This is a genomic window from Brevibacterium yomogidense (assembly GCF_900163715.1).
GTDB lineage: Bacteria > Actinomycetota > Actinomycetes > Actinomycetales > Brevibacteriaceae > Brevibacterium > Brevibacterium yomogidense_A.
In genome coordinates this window covers 102,608-123,812 of record NZ_FWFF01000013.1, presented here as the reverse complement: position 1 = coordinate 123,812, position 21,205 = coordinate 102,608, and the positions used below count along the sequence as shown (strand labels likewise).

Sequence of the window (21,205 nt, the reverse complement as noted above, 5' to 3'; positions counted from 1 at the left end):
CCAGTACGATGTGGTCATGAATGCGAAAACAGTCGCCATCCACCCGGTCGACCCGCAGCCGCGCCTGATCCGGCAGGCTGCGGAGGTCATCAGGAACGGTGGGCTCATCGCGTACCCGACGGACTCCTGCTACGCGCTGGGCTGCTCCCTGGGGAACAAGGAGGGCATCGAGCGCATCGCGCGGATCCGCAGCCTCGACTCCAAGCACCACTACACGCTCATGTGCCATGAGTTCTCGCAGCTGGGCCAGTTCGTCATCCTCGACAATTCGGCGTTCCGGACGATCAAGTCGCTCATCCCGGGCCCCTACACCTTCATCATGAAGGCGACGAAGGAGGTGCCGAAGAAGATGCTGCACCCCAAGAAGAACTCTGTGGGCGCGCGCATCCCGGAGAACGCGACCGCTCTGGCGCTGGTGCGGGAGGTCGGGGAGCCCATCCTGTCCTCGACGCTCCTGCTGCCCGGCCACGAGGACCCGCTCACGGAGCCTCAGGACGTCGCGGATGCGATCGGCCGTGACGTCGACCTCGTCATCGAATCCGGCGTGCCCGGCACCACCCCCACGAGCGTCATCGACTACACGGAGGGCGCACCGATCGTGCGGCGTGAGGGGGCGGGCGACGTCTCCCGCTTCGTGTGACGATCAGTCTGCGGCCTGCACCTGCTCGTCCCCGGGGGCTTCGGCGTCGTCGGCGTCTGCTCCCGCCTGCTCCGCCTCGGCGATGAACGTCTCCAGGAGAGGGTCCGGGTCGACGCCCAGCGCTGAGAACCACAGCCGGGTCAGGTGATCGGCGAGCGCCTGCGCTCCCGCGGCGTCCGCGCAGCTGGGGTCCGGTGCGTGGACGTAGACGTAGCGGCACTGGGTCGACACCATGAAGGACAGGGCCTGCGCGGCGATGAGCGGCTCGACCCCGCGGTCGACAGTGCCTTCGTCCTGCAGTCTGCGGATGGTCTGCGCATTGCGCTGTGCGAAGTCGGATGCGCGAGCCATCCGTCGGGCCTTGAGCGCTTCATCGAGGTATTCGGCCTGATCGAAGATCGCCATGAGGTCGGAGCTCTGGCGGTATGCCTCGACGTATCGGCGGTTGCCGTTGAAGATCCGGCGGAACGGATCGCCCACATCCGCCGGCCGTGAACCCGCGGGTCGCACGGATCGCGCATACGCGTCGTCGATGATCGCCGCGAGCAGCTGCTCGCGATCGTCGAAGTACGTGTAGAGGGTCCCCGTCGACACACCGGCGCGCTCGGTCACCTCGGACAGGCGGGCATCGATGTACCCCTGCTCGTAGAACACCGCGCGTGCGGCATCGACGAGCGATTTGCGCGTGCGCTGCCCCTTGCGCGTGAGATCCTGCGGGTCGCGCCTCCGGCTGGCAGCCTGCCCACTGGGGCTGGACGTGGTGCTCATCTTCACTCCTCGTGTGCAGAGGTCGGCGTGGCCGCCCTCCTCGGGCGGATCAGGACAGCGCTCGGGGCAGGAAGCAGAACCGGGTCCGGTGTCCCTGCCCCGATCGCGCAGAGTTTCTACATGCCGAGGTAGGCGGCGCGCACGTCGGAGTCGTGCAGGAGGTCATCGGCACTTCCCGACAGTACGACACGACCTTCTGCGAGCACATATCCGCGGTGGGCGATGCGCAGCGCCTGCGTCGCGTTCTGCTCTGCGAGCAGCACTCCGATCCCGGTCCTGTTGATCTCCACAACAGCCTCCAGCACCTGCTTGACCACCAGCGGGGCGAGTCCCATCGACGGCTCGTCGAGGATGAGGAGTCGTGGATCTGCGGTCAGGGCACGGCCGATCGCGACCATCTGCTGCTGCCCGCCGGACAGAGAACCCGATGGATCATGGCGCTTCTCATGGAGGATGGGGAACAGTTCGAAGACCTGGTTCAGAAGCTCCCGCTGGCGCGAGCGGTTCTTCCGTCGCGTGTATCCGCCCAGGACCAGATTCTTCTCCACCGACATCTTGGGGAAGAGGTGGCGGCCTTCGGGAGAATGCGCGATCCCTGCACCGACGATCGCGCTGGCAGGACGACGAGTGATCGGCTTCCCGTTGAATTCGATCTCACCCGCTGTGGGGCGGATGAGACCGCTGATCGTCTTGAACATGGTCGTCTTCCCGGAGCCGTTGGCACCCAGTAGGACTGTGATCTCTCCCTGCTCCGCGGTGATGTCGACGGAGTGGAGCACATCGATCGCGTCGTATCCCGCACTGAGCCCGGTGACAGTGAGCATCACTCCTCACCTTCCTCTTCAGCGTCGTCGGCGCCCAGGTAGGCCTCGATGACTTTGGGGTCGCGTTTGATCTCATCCGGAGTACCGAACGCGATGGTCTGTCCGTGGTCCAGGACGAGGATCCTGTCCGCCAGACTCATGATCATCGACATCTTGTGCTCGACGAGGCAGACGGTGATGCCGCGTGCGACGATCTGCCGGATGAGGTCTCCGAAGCCCACGGTCTCGTCCTCGGTGATCCCGCCGGCCGGCTCATCGAGGAGCAGCAGGTCCGGTTCCGTGGCCAGAGCCACGGCGATCGCCACGCGCTTCTGCACCTCCTGGGGGACTTCCCCGGCGAGGTCGTCCCGATAGTGGGCGATACCGGCGAACTCCAGCGCCTCCATAGCCTTCGTGAGGTTGTACTGCTCCTCGCGGCGGAAGCTGGGGGTCTGCAGCACCGCTCCGAACACCGTGGATCGTGATCGGACGATGCGGCCGGAGAGGACATTGTCCAAGACGGTCGAATCCTCGAAGAGATTCGTCGTCTGGAACGTACGGGCGATCCCGTCCCTGACCGTGGTGTACGGCTTCTTGCCCGTGATGTCTCGTCCCTTGAACGTGACGGTGCCGGCTGTAGGTCGGTAGAAGCCGGAGAGCAGGTTGAACACCGTTGACTTGCCTGCGCCGTTCGGTCCGATGATCGCGGTGATCTCGCCCTCCCGAACGTCGAGATCCACGTCCCGGACAGCATGGAGCCCGCCGAACTGCTTGCCGAGGCCACGTACTTCGAGGAGCGTCATGACACCTCCTTCGTCTCAGAGGCTGCCGCTTGGGGGGCCATCTGTCTGCGTGCACGTTTCGCCCGCCGTCTGGCGACGTAGGCGTTGAGATACCCGACGATTCCGCGCGGGGCGAAGATCACCAGAGCGATGATGACCGGACCCAGAACGATGAAGCGGTAGGACTGGAAGTCCTGGAACGTCTCGAAGAGGAACGTCACGACAAACGAGCCGACGATCGGTCCCATCACCGTGCCGAGGCCGCCCACCAGGATGAACATGAGCAGTTCGAAGGTGAGGTTCACGCTGGCAGAGCTGGGGCCCACGAACCCCTGGACAGCAGCGAAGAGACCGCCGGCGACACCTGCGAAAGTCGTCGATGCTGCGAAGGCGAGCTGCTTGTTGAGGCCGACGTTCACACCGATCGAGTTCGCGAGGTCCTCTGATGTGCGGATCGCGATGAGTGTGCGCCCCACTCCCGACCGACGGATCGCATAGGTGATGTATGCGGCGCCGGCCAGGAACAGGAGCACCAGGAAGTACATCGCGATGGGCTCGGAGAAGTCGATGATGCCGAACCCCTCCGGGAACGGGATGCCGGATATGCCCGACATGCCGTGCGTGACGGATTCCCATCGGCTCAGGATGAGGAAGATGATGAAGCCGACCGCCATCGTGAAGATGGCGAAGTACTCCTGGCGCGTGCGCAGTGCCACGACGCCGCAGGCGAATCCCGTCACCGCGGTGACGATGATCGCTGCGAGGAACGCGGACCAGAATGACCAGCCGTGATCGGTCGTGAGGAGTCCGACCACGTAGATGCCGATGCCGAAGAATCCGCCGTGGGCGAGTGACAGCTGCCCTGTGAGTCCGAGGATGATGTTGAAGCCGTAGACGGCGATCGCGTAGGTCGCCGCCATCGTGAGGAGTCTCAGGACGTAGTCCTGGCCGGCCAGCGCGAACGGCGCGATGACGAGCGCGATGGCCACGAGCGCCATGCCGACGTGCTGGATCGAGATGCGTGCTGTCATCGCTGCACCGCCTTTGCGAAGAGGCCGGTGGGTCTGACTGCCAGGACCGCGACGAGGACGACGAACGCGATCGCCTCACCAGCAGCGGAAGAGACGTACGTGGATGTCATGACCTCTGCGAGTGCCAGGAGGAACCCGCCGACGATCGCGCCGGGTATCGAGCCGAGCCCGCCCAGGATGATGATCGCGAAGATCTTGAGGTCGAGCGCAGCACCCATCGTGGGGGAGAGCAGGTTGATGGGCGCGACGAGTCCTGCGGCGATCGTGGCGAGCGCCGCAGCCAGCGCGAAGGTGAGCATCGAGACGGTGTTGGGACTGATGCCGGCGAGTGATGCGCCGGTCCGGTCCTGTTCGACGGCCTCGATGGTCTGTCCGTGGATCGACCGCTTGATGAACCACGTGAGGAGGGCGAGCACCGCGACAGCAGTGAGGATGATGATGATGCGCTGCCAGGAGATCTGGGCGCCCCCGATCGAGAGTGTTCCCTCGAAGGGTGATTCCATGCGGCGGAAGTCCGCGCCCCAGATCACCTGCGCAACAGCCTGGAAGAAGAACATGGCGCCCACCGCGGCGATCATGTGGTGCGTGTGCGGTGACTTCCTCAGCGGGTGGAAGACCAGCCGCTCGAGCAGAATGCCGACGACGGCCAGCACGATCGCCGCGAGTCCGATCGCTGCGACGTAGGGGACTCCTACTGCGGTGAGGAAGAAGTACGTGACGTACGCGCCGAGCATGTACAGCGAGCCGTGCGCCAGGTTGGGGATTCGGAGGACACCGAAGACGAGGGTGAGCCCGATGGCGGCGAGGCAGTACACGCCGCCCAGGGCCAGCCCGTTGAAGAGCTGTTGTATGAAAAGGGTCATTGCAGTCCTGGGTCGATGGAGTGCGGGGGCTGGAACCGGAGGTCAGTCTTCCGCATGCTCGATCGGAAGGAACTCGTACTCTCCATCGCTGTTCCTGTACGCGGCTTGGAAGTCCTCGTTGCGAAGATGGCCCGCGTCAGTCACCTCTGTGGGGAACCCGGAGACGTGGAACTGCTCGTCGACCTGACCGGCGGCATCGCCGATCGCATCGCGGATGGCCTGCGGGTCGTCTATGGTCCCGGCGACCTCCATGGCCTTCACCGAGAGTGCGACCGACTGGTAGTGCAGCGACACTTCCGATGTGGCAGGGCGTGCGCCGTCGACGAGCTCGTCGAAGGCGGACACGAAGGCCTCAGTACCTGGATCCTCGTACTCCCGGACAGGGACGACGCCGATCGAGTCGTTGAGATTCTCTGGATCGGTGAAGAGCTCCATCTCCTCGAACTTCGCCTGGTCCATGATGAGGAACGAGCCCTCGTAGCCCTGCCCACGGGCCTCTTCGATGATCAGGGCGGTCGGCTGCGATGGGCCGCCCAGGAAGATGACGTCGGGCTCCTCGGACAGGGTGCGGGACACAGGACCGGCGAAGTCGGAGACGGTCGAGTAGTCGATGCTGTTGTCCGTCAGGACCTCTCCGTCCTGCGATTCCCACTCCTCGCTCACGAGGGACGTCCAGGACTGCCCGTACTCGCTCGCGGTGCCCAGCAGTCCCAGCTTCTCGACTCCATCCGTCTTGAGCTTCTCGACGAAGGGCGCCGAATAGCTCTTGAAGCTGGGCGGGACCATCATCGTCAGGGGGTTGTCGGTCTCGAGGATCGCGGGGTCGGAGCTGTAGGCGCCCAGGAGGAACTCGCTGCGACCGGAGTTCAGTTCCTGTGCGGCCTGGATGCCGCCGGAATGGGGGACGAAGATGACAGCGGCATCGTCCTGCTCGGCAAGACGCTGCGCGTTCGTGGCCGCGGTGTTGGGCTGGTACATGTCGTCGAGGGAGTTGAGTTCTACGGTGTACTCGCCGCCGTCGACCGTCACACCCAGCTCGTTGAGGTCGTCCACTGCCATCTGCATGCCGACCTGGATGTTCTCGCCGTACGCTGCCGCCCCTCCACTGAGAGGGCCGGAGTAGCCGATCACGATGGTGCCGCCCTCGCCGCTGCTGGCGGTTCCGCCCCCGCACGCGGCGAGGGCGACGAGGGTGCCGCCGCAGACCGCTGCGGCGAGGGTACGAAGGGTGCGGGTCGTGGTGGAAGCGCCCATTGCATTTCTCCTTTGAAATGAGGGAGTGCTGTCCCGGAGGTGGTATCCGGGTGGATCTGGTGAGACCAGACCAGCAGCTAAGTTGAATCCGACTTCAACTTCAGATCTAAGCTAGCCAGACATGAGTGTGATGTCAATCACGAAAGGGTCACGGGACGGCTCAGGATCCGTTCGGGGCCCCGAAGAGGGCCCGCTTGAGGATCTTGCCCGACGGTCCCTTCGGCAGCTCGTCGATGAACTCGATGATCCGCGGGATCTTGTACGCCGCGAGCTTCTCCCGGGTCACGCGCTCGACCTCCGCGGCGTCCAGCTGCGAGCCCGCGCTGCGTGCGATGACGGCGGTGACCTGCTGTCCGTACCGTTCGTCGGGTGTGCCGACCACCGCGGCTTCGCGCACGCCTGGGATCTCGTACAGCACCTCCTCCACCTCGCGCGGGTACACGTTGTACCCGCCGTGGATGATGAGGTCCTTCATGCGGTCGACGATGAACAGATAGCCGTCCTCGTCGAGCCTTCCGATGTCGCCCGTGCGGAACCAGCCGTCCTCACCGAGGACCTCCGCCGTCGCCTCGGGCCTGTTCCAGTATCCGCGCATGATCGCCGGACCCCGCAGGCACACCTCGCCGGGTTCGTCGGGAGCGGCCGGGTTCCCGTCGAGGTCGACCACCTTGACCTCCATCCGAGGCACCGCATGGCCCACGCTGCCCACCTTCCGGACTCCGTGCAGCGGGTTGAACGTGCCCACGGCGCTGGTCTCCGTGAGCCCGTAGCCCTCGACGACGGGAGCCTGGTAGCGCTCCTCGAAGCGCCTCAGGACGTCTGCGGAGATCGCTGCGCCGCCGGAGCTCACCGCTCGCAGCGTCGGGGCCCCGCTGTCAGCGGCCTCTGCGAGCACCGACATCCACATCGTGGGCACACCGGAGACGACCGTGACGTGATCCGTGGTGAGCGCGTCCACGAACGCCCGTGGATCCCAGCGGGGGAACAGCGTGACCGGGACCCCCGCCCGGAGCGAGGACAGTGTCACGGTGACGAGGCCGAACACGTGGAAGAGCGGCAGTCCCGTCGCCCAGTGGTCGTCGGGTCCGACCTCGATGATCTCGCCGACGATGTCGACGGTCGACAGCAGGTTCCCGACGGTGAGCATCGCACCCTTGGGCCGACCCGTGGTGCCGGAGGTGTAGAGGAGTGCCGCGAGATCGTCGCGGGATCGTCCGGCCACCGCGAAGTCGATGTCTCCGTGAGCGTCCGGGCGGATCTCCGGACCGTCGGACCGCACGGGATCGATGAGGCGGAACGCGACCCCCACTGCCTCTGCGGAGGCGCGGCCGGCCTCGGACCGGGACGGATGGGCGACGATGAGACGAGCGCCCGAATCCTCCAGCAGGTAATCGATCTCCCGTGTGGTCGAGAGCGGATTGACCGCGACGACCACGAGTCCGGCGGCCTGGGCGCCGAAGAACTCCGCGACGAACTCCGGGCAGCTGGGCGCGATGAGGATGACTCGATCGCCGGGCTGCAGGCCGGCGCCGGTGAATCGGTCCCGAGCCGCAGCGGCCTCTCCCAGCAGCCGCGCCCACGTGAGGACGGTGCGGCCGTCACCCGGAGGGGTGAGCAGCGCGTGCGCGTCGGGCCGTGCGGACACCCAGGGCAGCAGGATGTCCGGGAGGTGGGAGGTGGGTGCGTGTACGTCTACGGCCATGATGCTCCTTCGGATCACGGCCCCGGGGCAGAGGCCCACGGGGTCCCTTCGTTGCGACGCCAGGTTCGGTGATCGTTACTGAACGAACGATTGGCAACACTTGAAATCGAGGTCATCCTCAACTATAGATAGAGGTAAGCCAGCTCACAAGGATGTGCCTGGCAGGGAAGGAGCCCAGATGGACGTCAACGGACGTAACGCGGTTGTGACCGGAGCGGCGGGCGGCATCGGCGCCGCACTCTCGTCGGCACTCACCGCGCGGGGCGCACACGTGCTCCTCGCCGATATCGACCCTGCAGTCGCTCAGACCGCAGAGGGTCTCGATCAGATGCATTGGACCGGCGACGTCGCCTCAGCTGAAGGAGTCGCGGATCTTCTCGACACAGCGCGATCGCAGCTGGGCGAGGTGGACCTGTACTTCGCGAACGCCGGCATCGGTGGCGCGTCCGGCCTGGGCGATGACGAGGACTGGGACACGGTCCTCGACGTCAACCTCCGCGCGCATATCAGAGCCGCGCAGCGGCTCATCCCGGACTGGACCGCACGGGGGGCGGGCTACTTCGTCGCGACGGCCTCGGCAGCGGGCCTGCTGACCCAGATCGGCTCCGCCGGGTACTCGGTCACGAAGCACGCGGCGCTGGCCTTCGCGGAATGGCTGTCCGTCACCTACGGAGACGAGGGCGTCCGCGTCTCCGTCCTCGCCCCCATGGGCGTCAATACGAAGATCCTCTGGGGCGACCCGGACAACCCGAAGACAGGAGACGCGCTCGCCGCGCAGAAGGCTGTCTCCGAAGCGGGGAGCGTCCTCGATCCGGAGGATGTCGCCCGCATGGTGCTCGATGCTGTCGAGCAGGAGGAGTTCCTCATCCTCCCGCACCCGGAAGTCCTCGACATGTACCGCATGAAGGGCTCCGACTACGACCGGTGGTTGACCGGCATGCGCCGTTACCAGGCGAAGCTGCGCAAGATCGCTCAGGGCGAGTGAAGGGCGGGCAAGCCGCCACTTCGACCGCTCCCATCCGACTTCGCCGGCACTGAGGCCGGCTCGAGCACAGCAGTTCCAGGCACAGGCGAGACACAGACACAGACACATAACGGCAGCACACGCATCGACAGAGGAGGACCACATGCTGGAGACAACCGCACGCGGGCAGGAATACCGGGAGAAGCTGCTCGCCTTCATGGACGAGAAGATCTACCCGGCGGAGGCCGTCTACGAGGAGCAGATGGCAGCCGCGGACACGCCGCACTTCCACCCGCAGATCCTCGAGGATCTCAAGGCGGAGGCGAAGGCCCGCGGCCTCTGGAACCTCTTCCAGCCGCACAAGGAGTGGGGCCCGGGGCTCACGAACTTCGAGTACGCGCCCCTGGCGGAGATCATGGGACGCTCTCCCGACCTCGCGCCGGAATCGATGAACTGCAACGCGCCGGACACCGGCAACATGGAGGTCTTCACGGTCTTCGGGTCGGACGAGCACAAGGAGAAGTGGCTGCAGCCGCTGCTCGACGGCGAGATCCGCTCGGGCTTCGCGATGACGGAGCCCGCCGTCGCGTCCTCGGACGCGACGAACATCGAGATGCTCATGAAGAAGGACGGCGACGAGTACATCCTCGACGGACGCAAGTGGTTCACCTCCAACGCGCTGCACCCCAACTGCAAGGTGCTCATCGTGATGGGCAAGACGGACCCGAACGAGGCGCCGCACCGCCAGCAGTCGATGATGGTCGTCCCGATCGATGCACCCGGCGTCACGATCAACCGCAACCTCACCGTCTTCGGCTACAGCGACCGCGAGGGTCACGCGGACATCACCTTCGACCAGGTGCGCGTCCCCTCGAAGGACGTCCTCAAGGGCGAGGGAGAGGGCTTCGCGATCGCACAGGCCCGCCTGGGACCGGGACGCATCCACCACTGCATGCGCTCGATCGGCATGGCGGAGCGCGCTCTCGAGTTCATGGTGAAGCGCGCGGAGTCCCGCATCACCTGGGGGCAGAAGCTCTCCGAGCGTGCGAACATCCAGGAGTGGATCGCAGAATCGCGCATCGAGATCGACCAGGCGCGCCTGTCGACCCTGCACGCCGCAGACATGATGGACAAGCACGGGAACAAGGTCGCGAAGAACGAGATCGCCCAGATCAAGGTCACTGCGCCTAATATGGCGCTCAAGGTGCTTGATCGGGCGATCCAGGTCCACGGCGGCGGCGGCGTCACGCAGGACTTCCCGCTCGCCGGCTGGTGGGCAGGGCTGCGCACACTGCGTCTGGCCGACGGCCCGGACGAGGTCCACAAGCGCTCGATCGCCCGCAACGAGATCAAGAAGTACAGGAAGGACACCGTCTGATGAGTCAGACCAGCACACGTACGGCCATCGTCACCGGAGGTGCGCGGGGGATCGGTGCCGCGATCGCGGAGCGCCTCGCAGCTGACGGGATGAAGGTCGCGGTCATCGACCTCCGCGAGGAGGACACTGCAGACGTCGTGGGCCGCATCCGGGCGTCCGGTGGCGAGGCTCTGGGCATCGGCGCGAATGTCGCGGATGAGGAGCAGGCCGCAGCAGCAGTCGAACGGGTGGCGAGCGAGCTGGGTGCTCCCACGGTGCTCGTCAACAACGCGGGCATCATTCGGGACAACATGCTGTTCAAGATGACGCGCGATGACTTCGAGTCCGTGATGGGCGTGCACCTGACGGGCAACTTCCTCATGACCCGCGCTGTGCAGGGACACATGGTCGAGCAGAAGTTCGGCCGCATCATCTCGCTGTCGTCGACGTCGGCACTGGGCAACCGGGGGCAGACGAACTACTCGGCGGCCAAGGCCGGCATCCAGGGCATGACGAAGACCTACGCGTTCGAGCTCGGGAAGTTCGGCGTCACCGCGAACGCGATCGCGCCGGGCTTCATCGAGACCGACATGACGAAGTCGACAGCCGAACGAGTCGGCGTGGACTTCGAGGACTTCGTCAAGGGCGCGATCGCACAGATCCCCGTCGCGCGCTCCGGCAAGCCCGAGGACATCGCGCACACCGCATCGTTCCTCGCGAGCGAGGGAGCGGGCTTCGTGTCCGGTCAGGTCATCTACGTCGCCGGCGGACCGAAGGCCTGAGGGAGAGACATGAGCAGCAGCGACACAGCGGTCCCCAGCGGTGACACCACCGCGGACACGGAGGCGATCGACGCCGCCGTGTCCGCGGCGGCGGCCGCTGCACGGGACCTCACCGACGACGCCGCCGTCTGGGGCGTCCTCTACGATCACGGGCTCGCATGGGTCGACTTCCCGCGCGGCAGCGGGGGCCTGGGCGTCTCGGGAAGCCTGCGCGGGTACGCCCGCGCGGCGATCGAGGGCGCCGGACTCTCCCAGCCTGATCCGGGCCGCAACACGATCGGGTTCGGCATGGCCGCACCGACGATCGTGGTCCACGGCACGGACGACCAGCGGAAGCTCCTGCGAGACATCTTTACGCTCGACCGGATCTTCTGCCAGCTGTTCTCCGAGCCCGGCGCGGGCTCTGACCTCGCCGCGGTCGCGACGCGAGCCGTGCGGGACGGGGACGACTGGCGCGTGACCGGTCAGAAGGTCTGGACATCCGGGGCGCAGAACGCGGACATCGCGATCCTCGTCACGCGCACGGATCCGGACGTGCCCAAGCACAAGGGGCTCACCTACTTCCTCATCGACATGAAGCAACCGGGGATCGAGACTCGCGGCCTGCGCCAGATCACGGGGGAGTCCGAGTTCAACGAGGTGTTCCTCGATGATGCGGTCGTTCCCGATTCCCGTCGTCTGGGCGACGTGGGCGAAGGCTGGCGCGTCGCCAACACGACGCTCAACAGCGAGCGCGTGTCGATCGGTTCGGGTGCTCCCCGCGAGGGCGGCATGATCGGCGTCGTGGCCTCCGCCTGGAGGTCCTCGACGAAGTACCGCAGCCCGGTGCTGCGCGACGAGCTGCTCGGCCACTGGGTCGATGCGGAGGTCCAGCGGACCTCCGGCGTGCTGCTGAATCAGAAGCTCGCCGCCGGACGACCCGGGCCGGAGGGCTCGGGCGCCAAGGTGGCCTTCTCCCGGACCGCCCAGGCTCTGTCCGACCTCGACCTCCGCATGCGGGGAGTCGACGGTCTGCGCTACGACAGCTGGGAGGACCGCCGCCCCACCGACTACTCGATGACGGGCCGGAACCCCGTGTACCGATACCTGCGGGCGAAGGGCAACTCGATCGAGGGCGGGACGACGGAGATCATCCTCAACATCATCGCCGAGAAGGTGCTCGGCCTGCCCGGCGAGCACCGCACTGACAAGGACGTTCCGTTCAAGGACATGCCACGATGAACGATATCGATCTTCTCCCCACAGACATCGACGAGGACCTGCGCACCAACGTGCGCGCTCTGCTCGCCGCTCGCGCCTCCGCCTCCGACGTCTCGCGCGTCTACGACGATCCGGGCTTCGACGTGCCGGCCGTCGACGCGGGACTCTTCGACGAGCTCGAGCTCGCCGGACTCGTGATCCCCGAGGCGGACGGCGGTGACGGTGCAGGACTGTCGGCAGCCGGGACCGTCGCCTCGGAGATCGGGCGCACAGCCGCTCCCTCGCTGTTCCTCAGTTCGGCGGTCGTCGCCTCCCGCGTGGTGTTCCGCGCCGCGGCGGCGGAGCGGCGCACCGGAGCGGACGGTCCGGCGCACAAGCTGCTGCGTCGCCTCGCCACGGACGGCACCACCGCGGCCCTGGCGATCGACGTAACCGCACGGAAGTGGACCGGTTCGCTCCATGTGACCGCGAACACGGCCGGGCCGTCGGCCGCCGACGATCCGCTGGAGCCCGGAGCCACGGTCGAACTCATCGGCATCGTCCACGGGGTCGCGGACGCGCACCGCGCGGGTCTGCTGGTCGTCCCCGCTCGCACAGTGGGCGGAGCCCTGGTGATCGCGGTCGCGGAGGCCGCGGACGCCCAGGTCGCCGTCTTCCCGTCGCTGGACGAGACGCGCCGTCTGTCCGAGGTGAAGTTCGCGGGCATCCGCGGGCGGGTCATCGCCGTGGGCGACGGTGCGCAGCGCGCACTCGAACGCGCCCTGATCGACACTCTCGCAGTGCTCGCGTGCGAGCAGTCGGGAATCGTGGACTCCGCACTCGACATCGGGCTTCAGTACGTGAAGGAGCGCCGTCAGTTCGGACGCACGATCGGCTCCTATCAGGCGATCAAGCACCGGTTCGCGGACGCGTGGATCGCAGCGAACCAGCTGCGCGCCGCCGCCGTCGCCGCGGTGCGGACCGTCGACGCGTCGGACGCCGGCACGGTCAGCCGTTCCGACGCCGCGATCGCAGTGCGCACCGCCAGTGCGTACGCGAAGGCGCAGACATCCCGGATCGTCGAAGAGATCCTCCAGTTCCACGGCGGCAACGGGATGACGTGGGAGTTCCCCGTCCACCTGCTGCTCAAGCGGGCGAAGCTCGATGAGGTCATGCTCGGCGGTGCTGAGGCGCAGCGCGACGCGCTGGGCCGCCTCGTCGACCTCTGATCGCCCGGACGCACCTGCTCGTCCGCACTCACCCATCACTCAGGCACCACTCCACCTCTGAAGGAGCACCATGACCCAGGCAGTCATCGTTTCCACCGCACGCACGCCGATCGGCAAGGCGTACCGCGGTGCTTTCAACAACACCCAGTCCCAGGAGCTGGCGGGCCACGCGATCCGCCACGCCGTCGAGCGCTCCGGCGTGGATCCGGCGGAGATCGAGGACGTCATCCTCGGCGCCGCCGTCCAGCAGGGCGCCCAGGGCGGCAACGTCGCGCGTCAGGCCGCCATGCGCGCGGGCCTACCCACGTCCGTGGCAGGCATGTCCCTGGACCGTCAGTGCGCGTCCGGACTCATGGCGATCGCGACGGCCGCCAAGCAGATCGTCCACGACGGCATGAAGGTCGCGGTGGGCGGCGGCGTCGAGTCGATCTCGCTCGTGCAGAATGACAAGGCGAACACCTTCCGCGCCAAGGATCCGTGGCTGGTGGAGAACCTCCCGGAGATCTACATGCCGATGCTCCACACCGCGGAGGTCGTCTCCGAGCGCTACGGCGTGTCCCGTGAGGCGCAGGACGAGTACTCGCTGTCCTCGCAGCAGCGCACCGCGGCCGCGCAGGAAGCCGGTCGCTTCGACGCGGAGATCGTCCCGCTCACATCGACGAAGATCGTCGTCGACAAGGAGACGGGGGAGACCAGCGAGGTCGAGGTGACCCTCGAGAAGGACGAGGGCAACCGCCCCTCGACGACGCTGGAGAGCCTCCAGGGCCTCAACCCGGTGCTGGAGCCGGGCGTCGCATCGAAGGTCCCGACCGTCACGGCGGGCAACGCCTCGCAGCTGTCCGACGCGGCCTCGGCATCCGTGCTCATGAGCGCGGAGGAGGCGGAGAAGCGCGGTCTGCAGCCGCTGGGCATCTACAAGGGCATCGCCGTTGCGGGCAACGCCCCGGAGGAGATGGGGATCGGCCCGATCTACGCCGTCCCGCGCCTGCTGGAGCGCCACGGCCTCACGGTCGACGACATCGGCCTGTGGGAGCTCAACGAGGCCTTCGCGGTCCAGGCCCTGTACTGCCGTGACCAGCTGGGCATCGACCCGGAGGTCTACAACGTCAACGGCGGCGGGATCTCCGTGGGCCACCCCTACGGCATGACGGGCGCACGCCTCGTCGGCCACGCCCTCATCGAGGGCAAGCGCCGCGGTGCCAAGCACGTCGTGGTGACGATGTGCGTGGGCGGCGGCATGGGCGCCGCCGGCCTCTTCGAGGTCGTCTGACACACGCCCCCCTGCGCCGTGCTGGGACTCATCTCCCGGCACGGCGCTCCACCCCGTCCGCTCGATGCGGACGGGGTTCCGGGCCCCGCTGGCGGGCCCGGGCAACGACGGCGCGATGAAGCCCGTCGACCACGCGACCGGTATCAGTGCCGATGCCGGAGAACGGAGAAGCCCATGAGCTGGTTCGACGAACGTCCCTGGCTGCGCACCCTCGGACTCACGGAGACGGAGGCCGTGCCCCTGGAGCCGTCCACCCCGCTGCGGGATCTGGCGGACACCGTCGCCGCCCACCCCACGACGGCCGCGTGGACGCATTACGGACAGTCGGCGACATATGCGGAGTTCGACCGCCAGACCACCGCCTTCGCGGCCTACCTCGCGGAATCGGGGATCCGTCCGGGTGACGCCGTCGCCGTGTACGCGCAGAACTCGCCGCACTTCCCGATCGCCACGTACGGGATCTGGAAGGCCGGAGCCGTCGTCGTCCCGCTCAATCCGATGTACCGCGATGAGCTCACGCACGCGTTCGCGGACGCGGACGTCAAGGCGATCGTCGTCCAGAAGGCCCTCTACCTGATGCGCGTCAAGGAGTACGCCGCGGATCTGCCCCTCGTCGTCCTGGCGGGGGACCTCGACTGGGCCCAGGACGGCCCGGATGCGGTGTTCGGCGCCTACGCGGACCTCCCGGACGTGCCGCTCCCAGACCTCAGGACCGTCGTCGACGAACGCCTCGACACGGACTTCGAGCCGCTGACGGTCAGGCCGGAGGATCCCGCACTCATCGGCTACACGTCCGGCACGTCCGGGAAGGCCAAGGGCGCGCTGCACCCCCACTCGAGCATCTCGTCCAATTCCCGGATGGCGGCGCGGAACGCCGGCCTTCCGCAGGGTGCGGGCGTCGTGTCCCTGGCACCGCTGTTCCACATCACGGGGTTCATCTGCCAGATGATCGCGAGCACGGCCAACGGCAGCACCCTGGTCCTCAACCACCGGTTCGACCCGGCGTCGTTCCTCGACCTGCTGCGGCAGGAGAAGCCCGCGTTCATGGCGGGCCCCGCCACCGTCTACACCGCGATGATGGCGAGCCCGTCCTTCGGGGCGGACGCCTTCGACTCCTTCCACTCGATCATGTCCGGCGGTGCGCCGCTGCCGGAGGGCCTCGTCAAGCGGTTCGAGGAGAAGACGGGCCACTACATCGGGCAGGGCTACGGGCTCACGGAGACCGCGGCCCAGGCCGTCACCGTGCCGCACTCCCTGCGTGCACCGGTCGACCCCGAGTCCGGCAACCTCTCGACCGGCCTGCCGCAGCGCGACGCGATGGTCCGGATCCTCGACGACGACGGGAATCCGGTCGGCCCGCGGGAGGTCGGCGAAGTCGCGATCAGCGGTCCCATGGTCGCCACCGAGTACCTCGGCAACCCCCAGGCCACCGCGGACTCGCTTCCCGGCGGTGAGCTGCGCACGGGTGATGTGGGCTTCATGGACCCGGACGGGTGGGTGTTCATCGTCGATCGCAAGAAGGACATGATCAACGCGTCCGGCTTCAAGGTGTGGCCCCGCGAGGTCGAAGACATCCTGTACATGCACCCGGCGGTCCGCGAGGGCGCGGTCGTGGGTGTGCCGGACGAGTACCGCGGTGAGACGGTCGTCGCATTCGTGAGCCTGCAGCCGGACTCGCAGGCGACCGCGGAGGACATCATCGCCCATTGCAAGGAGCACCTCGCGAGCTACAAGGCGCCGGTCGAGGTGACCATCGTCGACGAGCTGCCGAAGACGAGCTCGGGCAAGATCCTCCGCCGGACGGTCCGCGACGAGGCGACCCAAGCCCGGCAGGCGCAGCCGGACGCGCACTGACCCGACGCGCACTGACGGAGGCGCACAGACCGGAGGCGCATTGAGCCGCATACGACGAGGAGGCGCACGATGAGCGCGGAGACCAGCATCCTGATCGCGAACCGCGGCGAGATCGCAGTCCGCCTCATCCGCGCCGCACGCGCCGCCGGTCTGCGGACCGTCGCGGTGCGTGCGAGCGACGAGGAGGTGCTCGGCACGGGCGGGGGCCTGCACCTGCGGCTCGCCGATGAGGTCGTGACCCTGCCCGGGCGCGGCGCAGCGGCCTACCTCGACGCCTCCGCGATCGTCGCCGCTGCGCGCGGGGCCGGTGCCTCGCTCGTCCACCCGGGCTACGGCTTCCTCGCCGAATCCGCTGACCTCGCGCGGCGCTGTGCGGAGGCCGGCCTCACCTGGGTGGGGCCGGACCCGCACGCGCTCGAGCTGTTCGGGGACAAGACGGCCACTCGCGCGCACGCTCTCGCGGTGGGCGTCCCCGTGCCCGCGGCGACGGGACTGCTGGAGCCCACGGCTCCCGGAACGCCCCCACCGGCCGGGGCAGGCGGCGACTGCGCCGCCGGTGACGACCCCTCCGTCGTGGAGGTCCGCGCCCTCCTCGCCGCTCACCCCGCGGGCGTGGCGATCAAGGCCGTCGCCGGGGGCGGTGGCCGCGGCATCCGCATCGTGCACGAGGCGGACGCGCTGCCGGAGGCGCTGACAGCATGCGCCGCCGAGGCCCGGGCCGGCTTCGGGGACGGCCGTGTCTTCGCAGAGGCCCTGGTGGTCGACGCTCGGCACATCGAGGTGCAGGTGCTCGGCACACCGGAGGGCGTGCACGTGCTGGGCGACCGCGACTGCTCGATCCAGCGCCGGCGGCAGAAGCTCGTGGAGATCGCACCCGCGCCCGGACTCGGCGAGGACCTGCGCGCGCGCATCCACGCGGACGCGCTCCGGCTCGTGGAGCCCCTGTCCTATCAGTCGCTGGCGACCGTCGAGTTCCTCGTGACGGGAGACTCCCATGTCCTCCTCGAGGTGAACCCGCGGATCCAGGTGGAGCACACCGTGACGGAGGCAGTCACGGGGATCGACCTCGTCGCCTGCCAGCTCGCAGTGGCCGCATGCAGAGAACCTGCCCATCCCCGCGATCCGGTCCCGCGCGGCACCGCCGTCCAGCTGCGCGTCGCAGCGGAGACGGTGTCTCCGGCCGGGGACCCGGTGCCCAGCGTGGGGCGAACGACCGCGGTCACCTGGCCCACTGGTCCCGGCGTGCGCGTCGATACGTGGATCGAAGCGGGCAGCACCGTGACGGGCGCGTTCGATTCGCTTCTGGGGAAGATCATCGTGCACGGCGACAGCCTTGAGACCGCACTCCGGGGAGCGGACCGCGCGCTCGCGGAGACGCGGATCGAGGGCCTCGACACGAACGCGGGTCTGCTGCGGGCTATCGGCGAGCAGCTGGAGCCGGGACACGAGACGACGACGTCGTTCGACACCTCAGCCCCTCGCCTGGCGGAACGCGCCCGGGAGCTCGACGACGAGGCCCGCGCACGCGACGCGACCGCGAGCCCGCCGTCCGCGCGCGCCGGCGGCGACGGCGGGGTGGGAACGACCTCGGCGGCGGTCCTCGCGGAGCACGAGCTGGGACCCGACCAGACGCTGGTGCGCGCGACGGTGTCCGGCACCGTCGTGGCGATCGGCGACGTGCCGGGGGAGTACGCACTCCTCGAGGCGATGAAGATGCACCACCCGATCGCGGGCCCGCCGTCGGCGCACGTGCGCCACCTGGTCGAGGTGGGCGACTACGTGGCCGAGGGGGCACCGGTCGCAGTCGTCACGGGCGCCGCAGCCGCGGGGGCAGACGCCGCGGAGGAGGCCGCACCCCATCCCGACGTGGCCGAGGTCCGGGAACGGCACGCAGCGGTCGCCGACGAGGAGCGTGAGGACGCGCTCGCGGGGATCCGGGCCCGCGGGAGGCGGACGGCGCGGGAGAACATCGCCGACCTCGTCGATCCCGGCAGCTTCGTCGAGTACGGTCCCCTCGTCATCGCCGCCCAGACGCGCAGGCGCAGCGTCGAGGACCTCATCGCCCGCACCTCCGGTGACGGCCTGATCGGCGGAGTCGCGACGATCGACGGCCACGAGGTCGTCGTCATGAGCTACGACTACTCCGTGCTCGCCGGCACGCAGGGCACGCGCAACCACGCGAAGACGGACCGGCTCCTGGAGCTCGCCGCGCGGAGGTCCGCTCCGGTCGTCCTCTTCGCGGAGGGCGGAGGCGGACGTCCCGGCGACACGGACCGCGCGCCCACCGCGGGGCTGAGCGTGCCCACCTTCGGGTCCCTGGCCGCGCTGCGGGGCCGGGTACCGCTCGTGGCGGTCGTCTCCGGCCGGAGCTTCGCCGGCAATGCGGCGCTGGCCGGTGTCTGCGACCTCATCATCGCGACTCCGGAGGCGAACATCGGCATGGGCGGACCCGCGATGATCGAGGGCGGCGGACTGGGCCGCCACCGGCCCGACGACATCGGACCCGTCGAGGTCCACGAGGCGACCGGAGTGCTCGACCTCGTCGCCCGTGACGAGGCGGACGCGGTCGCGACCGCGCGCCGTCTGCTGGGCTACCTGTCCGTGCGGAGGGCACCCGCTGCGAAGACCGTCGCCCCGCCCGCCGACTCCTCGCGCAGCGCTGTCCCCGCGGACCGGCTGCGCGCCTTCTCGATGCGGGCGGTGCTCGAATCGGTCGCGGACGCGGACTCCCTCGTCGAGGTACGCCCCCGCTTCGCTCCCGGTGCGATCACCGGCTTCCTTCGCATCGCGGGTGCGCCGTTCGCGTTCCTGGCCAACGACAACTCCCACCTGGGCGGCGCGATCGACGTCGATGCGGCCCGCTCCTTCACGCAGCACCTGCGGCTGGCGGACGATCACGGGCTGCCCGTCCTGTCGTTCGTCGACACCCCGGGCTTCATGGTGGGTCCCGACGCCGAGCACGAGCCGGGGGTGCGAGCGTTCGGCGATCTCTTCGTCGCGGGCGCGCGCCTGCGGACGCCGCTGGGCGCGTTCGTGATCCGCAAGGGCTACGGTCTGGGCGCCATGGCGATGGTGGGCGGCGGGTTCGCGGTACCGCACTTCACCGTCGCGTGGCCCAGTGGTGAGATCGGGCCGATGGGCCTGGAGGGAGCGGTCCGCCTGGGCTACGCGAAGGAGCTCGCCGCGATCGACGACGCGCGGGACCGGGCCGCACGTGAGGCGGAGCTCGTCGATCAGCTGTACGCGCAGGGCAGGGCGCTGAGCGCGGCGATGGTCTTCGACGTCGACGACGTCATCGACCCGGCGGACACCCGCGCCTGGGCGCAGACGATCGGCTGACACCGCGCGCCGACCGGGAAGCATCCCGATCTAGAATCATCCCTGATGAAACCCGTCGATCGCGAGATCCTCCGCCTGGCCGTGCCCGCACTGGGCGCCCTCATCGCCGAACCCCTCTTCCTCCTCGCCGACACCGCGATGGTCGGCCATCTGGGGGCACCCGCCCTGGGCGGGCTCGCGATCGCATCGACCGTGCTGCAGACGGTGCTGGGGCTCATGATCTTCCTCGCCTATGCCACCACGCCCCGCGTCGCGAAGCGCATGGGCAGCGGCGATATCCGCGGGGCGGTGAGCGCAGGATTCGACGGGATGTGGCTGTCCGTCGTCATCTCCGCACTCCTGCTGCTGGGTGGGCTGCCGCTAGTGGGTCCGGTGATCGGAGCGTTCGGGCCCGGGCCCGAGGTCGCGGCCGCCGCCCTCACGTACCTGACGATCTCGTGGTGGGGCCTGCCGTTCATGCTGCTCGTCATCGCGGGCACCGGCCTGCTGCGCGGACTGCAGGACACGACGACTCCGCTCTGGGTCGCCGGCGGCGGATTCGGAGCGAACATCGTCCTCAACGCGATCCTCATCTACGGGCTGGACCTCGGGATCGCGGGGTCCGCGATCGGCAGCGTCATCGCCCAGGCGGGCATGGCGGCCGTCATCCTCGTCATCGCCTTCCGCGCGGCCGCCCGGCACGGGGCCAGTCTGCTGCCCCAGTGGACGGGCGTGTGGTCGTCGGCCAGGACCTCCGGGTGGCTGGTGGTCCGGAGTGCGGCCCTGCGCGCAGCACTCATCCTCCTCGTCTTCGAGGCCACTGCGCTGGGCACCCAGCAGCTGGCGGCTGTCCAGGTCGTCCAGACCCTGTTCTTCGCGATGGCGCTCGCGCTCGACGCGCTGGCGATCGCGGGCCAGGCTCTCATCGCTCTGCGGCTGGGCGCGCAGGACGTGCCCGGAGTGCAGAGGATCACAGCGCGACTGGTCCGCTGGGGCGTGGGATTCGGCATCGTCTGCGCGATCCTCATCGCTGCCGGTGCCGCGTGGATCCCCGCCGCGTTCACGGGAGACCCGGCAGTGCGGTCGCTCATCACCGCGCTGCTGCTCGTGTTCGCCGTGAGCCTCCCCCTGGCCGGAGTCGTGTTCGTGCTGGACGGCGTGCTGCTGGGCGCAGAGGACGCGCGCTACCTCGCGCTCGCGCAGGTCGTGTCCCTGGCGGTGTTCGCCGTGATCCTCTACGGCGCCATGGCACTCTGGCCGCACGCGCTCACGGCCTGGGCCGCTTTCGTCCTCGGGTTCCTGGGCGCTCGCGGAGTCACGCTGGGCATGCGCGCCCGCGGACGCGCATGGATCGACCGGGCACTTGCCCGCGGCATCCGCTGAGCATCCGCGCGGAGGTTCGCACTGCG

General features: G+C 68.5%; 17 protein-coding genes. 10 read left to right on the top strand and 7 right to left on the bottom strand.

All coding sequences use genetic code 11. The features are described from left to right. Positions 1-16: 16 nt before the first annotated feature. On the top strand, positions 17-640 hold the full coding sequence (locus FM105_RS07800; RefSeq protein ID WP_087007060.1) for an L-threonylcarbamoyladenylate synthase: 624 nt from the start codon (positions 17-19) through the stop codon (positions 638-640). 3 nt (positions 641-643) lie between these two features. On the opposite strand, the gene FM105_RS07795 is transcribed toward FM105_RS07800, so the two are convergent. The 7 genes from FM105_RS07795 to FM105_RS07765 form a co-directional block, all read right to left on the bottom strand. Beyond that, complete coding sequence (locus tag FM105_RS07795; protein WP_087006999.1) at positions 644-1,408, bottom strand: TetR/AcrR family transcriptional regulator; 765 nt, start codon at positions 1,406-1,408, stop codon at positions 644-646. A 116-nt stretch (positions 1,409-1,524) separates the two neighbouring features. Further along, complete coding sequence (locus FM105_RS07790) at positions 1,525-2,232, bottom strand: ABC transporter ATP-binding protein (RefSeq protein ID WP_087006997.1); 708 nt, start codon at positions 2,230-2,232, stop codon at positions 1,525-1,527. Beyond that, positions 2,232-3,014, bottom strand: coding sequence for an ABC transporter ATP-binding protein (locus FM105_RS07785; RefSeq protein ID WP_087006995.1), 783 nt, complete (start codon positions 3,012-3,014; stop codon positions 2,232-2,234). Before FM105_RS07785 ends, FM105_RS07790 begins: the two co-directional genes overlap by 1 nt. After that, positions 3,011-4,024 carry a branched-chain amino acid ABC transporter permease gene (locus FM105_RS07780; protein ID WP_087006993.1) on the bottom strand — a complete coding sequence of 338 codons (1,014 nt, stop codon included), beginning with the start codon at positions 4,022-4,024 and terminating at the stop codon, positions 3,011-3,013. Before FM105_RS07780 ends, FM105_RS07785 begins: the two co-directional genes overlap by 4 nt. Further along, a complete protein-coding gene (locus tag FM105_RS07775) occupies positions 4,021-4,887 on the bottom strand; it encodes a branched-chain amino acid ABC transporter permease (RefSeq protein WP_087006992.1) in 867 nt (288 codons plus the stop codon). Before FM105_RS07775 ends, FM105_RS07780 begins: the two co-directional genes overlap by 4 nt. Positions 4,888-4,929: 42 nt before the next feature. Then, complete coding sequence (locus FM105_RS07770) at positions 4,930-6,141, bottom strand: ABC transporter substrate-binding protein (protein WP_087006990.1); 1,212 nt, start codon at positions 6,139-6,141, stop codon at positions 4,930-4,932. 160 nt (positions 6,142-6,301) lie between these two features. Further along, a complete protein-coding gene (locus tag FM105_RS07765) occupies positions 6,302-7,843 on the bottom strand; it encodes an AMP-binding protein (RefSeq protein ID WP_087006988.1) in 1,542 nt (513 codons plus the stop codon). Between the two features lie 178 nt (positions 7,844-8,021). On the opposite strand from FM105_RS07765, the gene FM105_RS07760 reads away from it, so the two are divergent. The 9 genes from FM105_RS07760 (at position 8,022) to FM105_RS07720 (ending at position 21,179) form a co-directional block, all read left to right on the top strand. Then, positions 8,022-8,828, top strand: a complete 807-nt coding sequence (locus FM105_RS07760) for an SDR family oxidoreductase (protein WP_087006987.1) — start codon at positions 8,022-8,024, stop codon at positions 8,826-8,828. 142 nt (positions 8,829-8,970) lie between these two features. After that, the gene (locus FM105_RS07755; protein ID WP_087006985.1) at positions 8,971-10,185 is read left to right on the top strand and encodes an acyl-CoA dehydrogenase family protein; all 1,215 of its coding nucleotides are present in this window, start codon (positions 8,971-8,973) and stop codon (positions 10,183-10,185) included. Beyond that, positions 10,185-10,946: an SDR family oxidoreductase gene (locus FM105_RS07750; protein WP_087006983.1), complete on the top strand. Its 762-nt coding sequence runs from the start codon at positions 10,185-10,187 to the stop codon at positions 10,944-10,946. Before FM105_RS07755 ends, FM105_RS07750 begins: the two co-directional genes overlap by 1 nt. A 9-nt stretch (positions 10,947-10,955) precedes the next feature. Next, positions 10,956-12,167 carry an acyl-CoA dehydrogenase family protein gene (locus tag FM105_RS07745; RefSeq protein ID WP_087006981.1) on the top strand — a complete coding sequence of 404 codons (1,212 nt, stop codon included), beginning with the start codon at positions 10,956-10,958 and terminating at the stop codon, positions 12,165-12,167. Beyond that, positions 12,164-13,354, top strand: a complete 1,191-nt coding sequence (locus tag FM105_RS07740; protein WP_087006979.1) for an acyl-CoA dehydrogenase family protein — start codon at positions 12,164-12,166, stop codon at positions 13,352-13,354. The genes FM105_RS07745 and FM105_RS07740 overlap by 4 nt, the downstream gene beginning before the upstream one ends. A 70-nt stretch (positions 13,355-13,424) precedes the next feature. Beyond that, entirely contained in the window at positions 13,425-14,624 is a 1,200-nt protein-coding gene (locus FM105_RS07735; protein WP_087006977.1) for an acetyl-CoA C-acyltransferase, read from the top strand. 174 nt (positions 14,625-14,798) lie between these two features. Beyond that, entirely contained in the window at positions 14,799-16,478 is a 1,680-nt protein-coding gene (locus tag FM105_RS07730) for a class I adenylate-forming enzyme family protein (RefSeq protein ID WP_087006975.1), read from the top strand. Positions 16,479-16,547: 69 nt separating this feature from the next. After that, positions 16,548-19,817, top strand: a complete 3,270-nt coding sequence (locus FM105_RS07725) for a carboxyl transferase domain-containing protein (protein WP_087006973.1) — start codon at positions 16,548-16,550, stop codon at positions 19,815-19,817. A gap of 45 nt (positions 19,818-19,862) precedes the next feature. Next, complete coding sequence (locus FM105_RS07720) at positions 19,863-21,179, top strand: MATE family efflux transporter (protein WP_087006971.1); 1,317 nt, start codon at positions 19,863-19,865, stop codon at positions 21,177-21,179. Positions 21,180-21,205 lie beyond the last annotated feature (26 nt).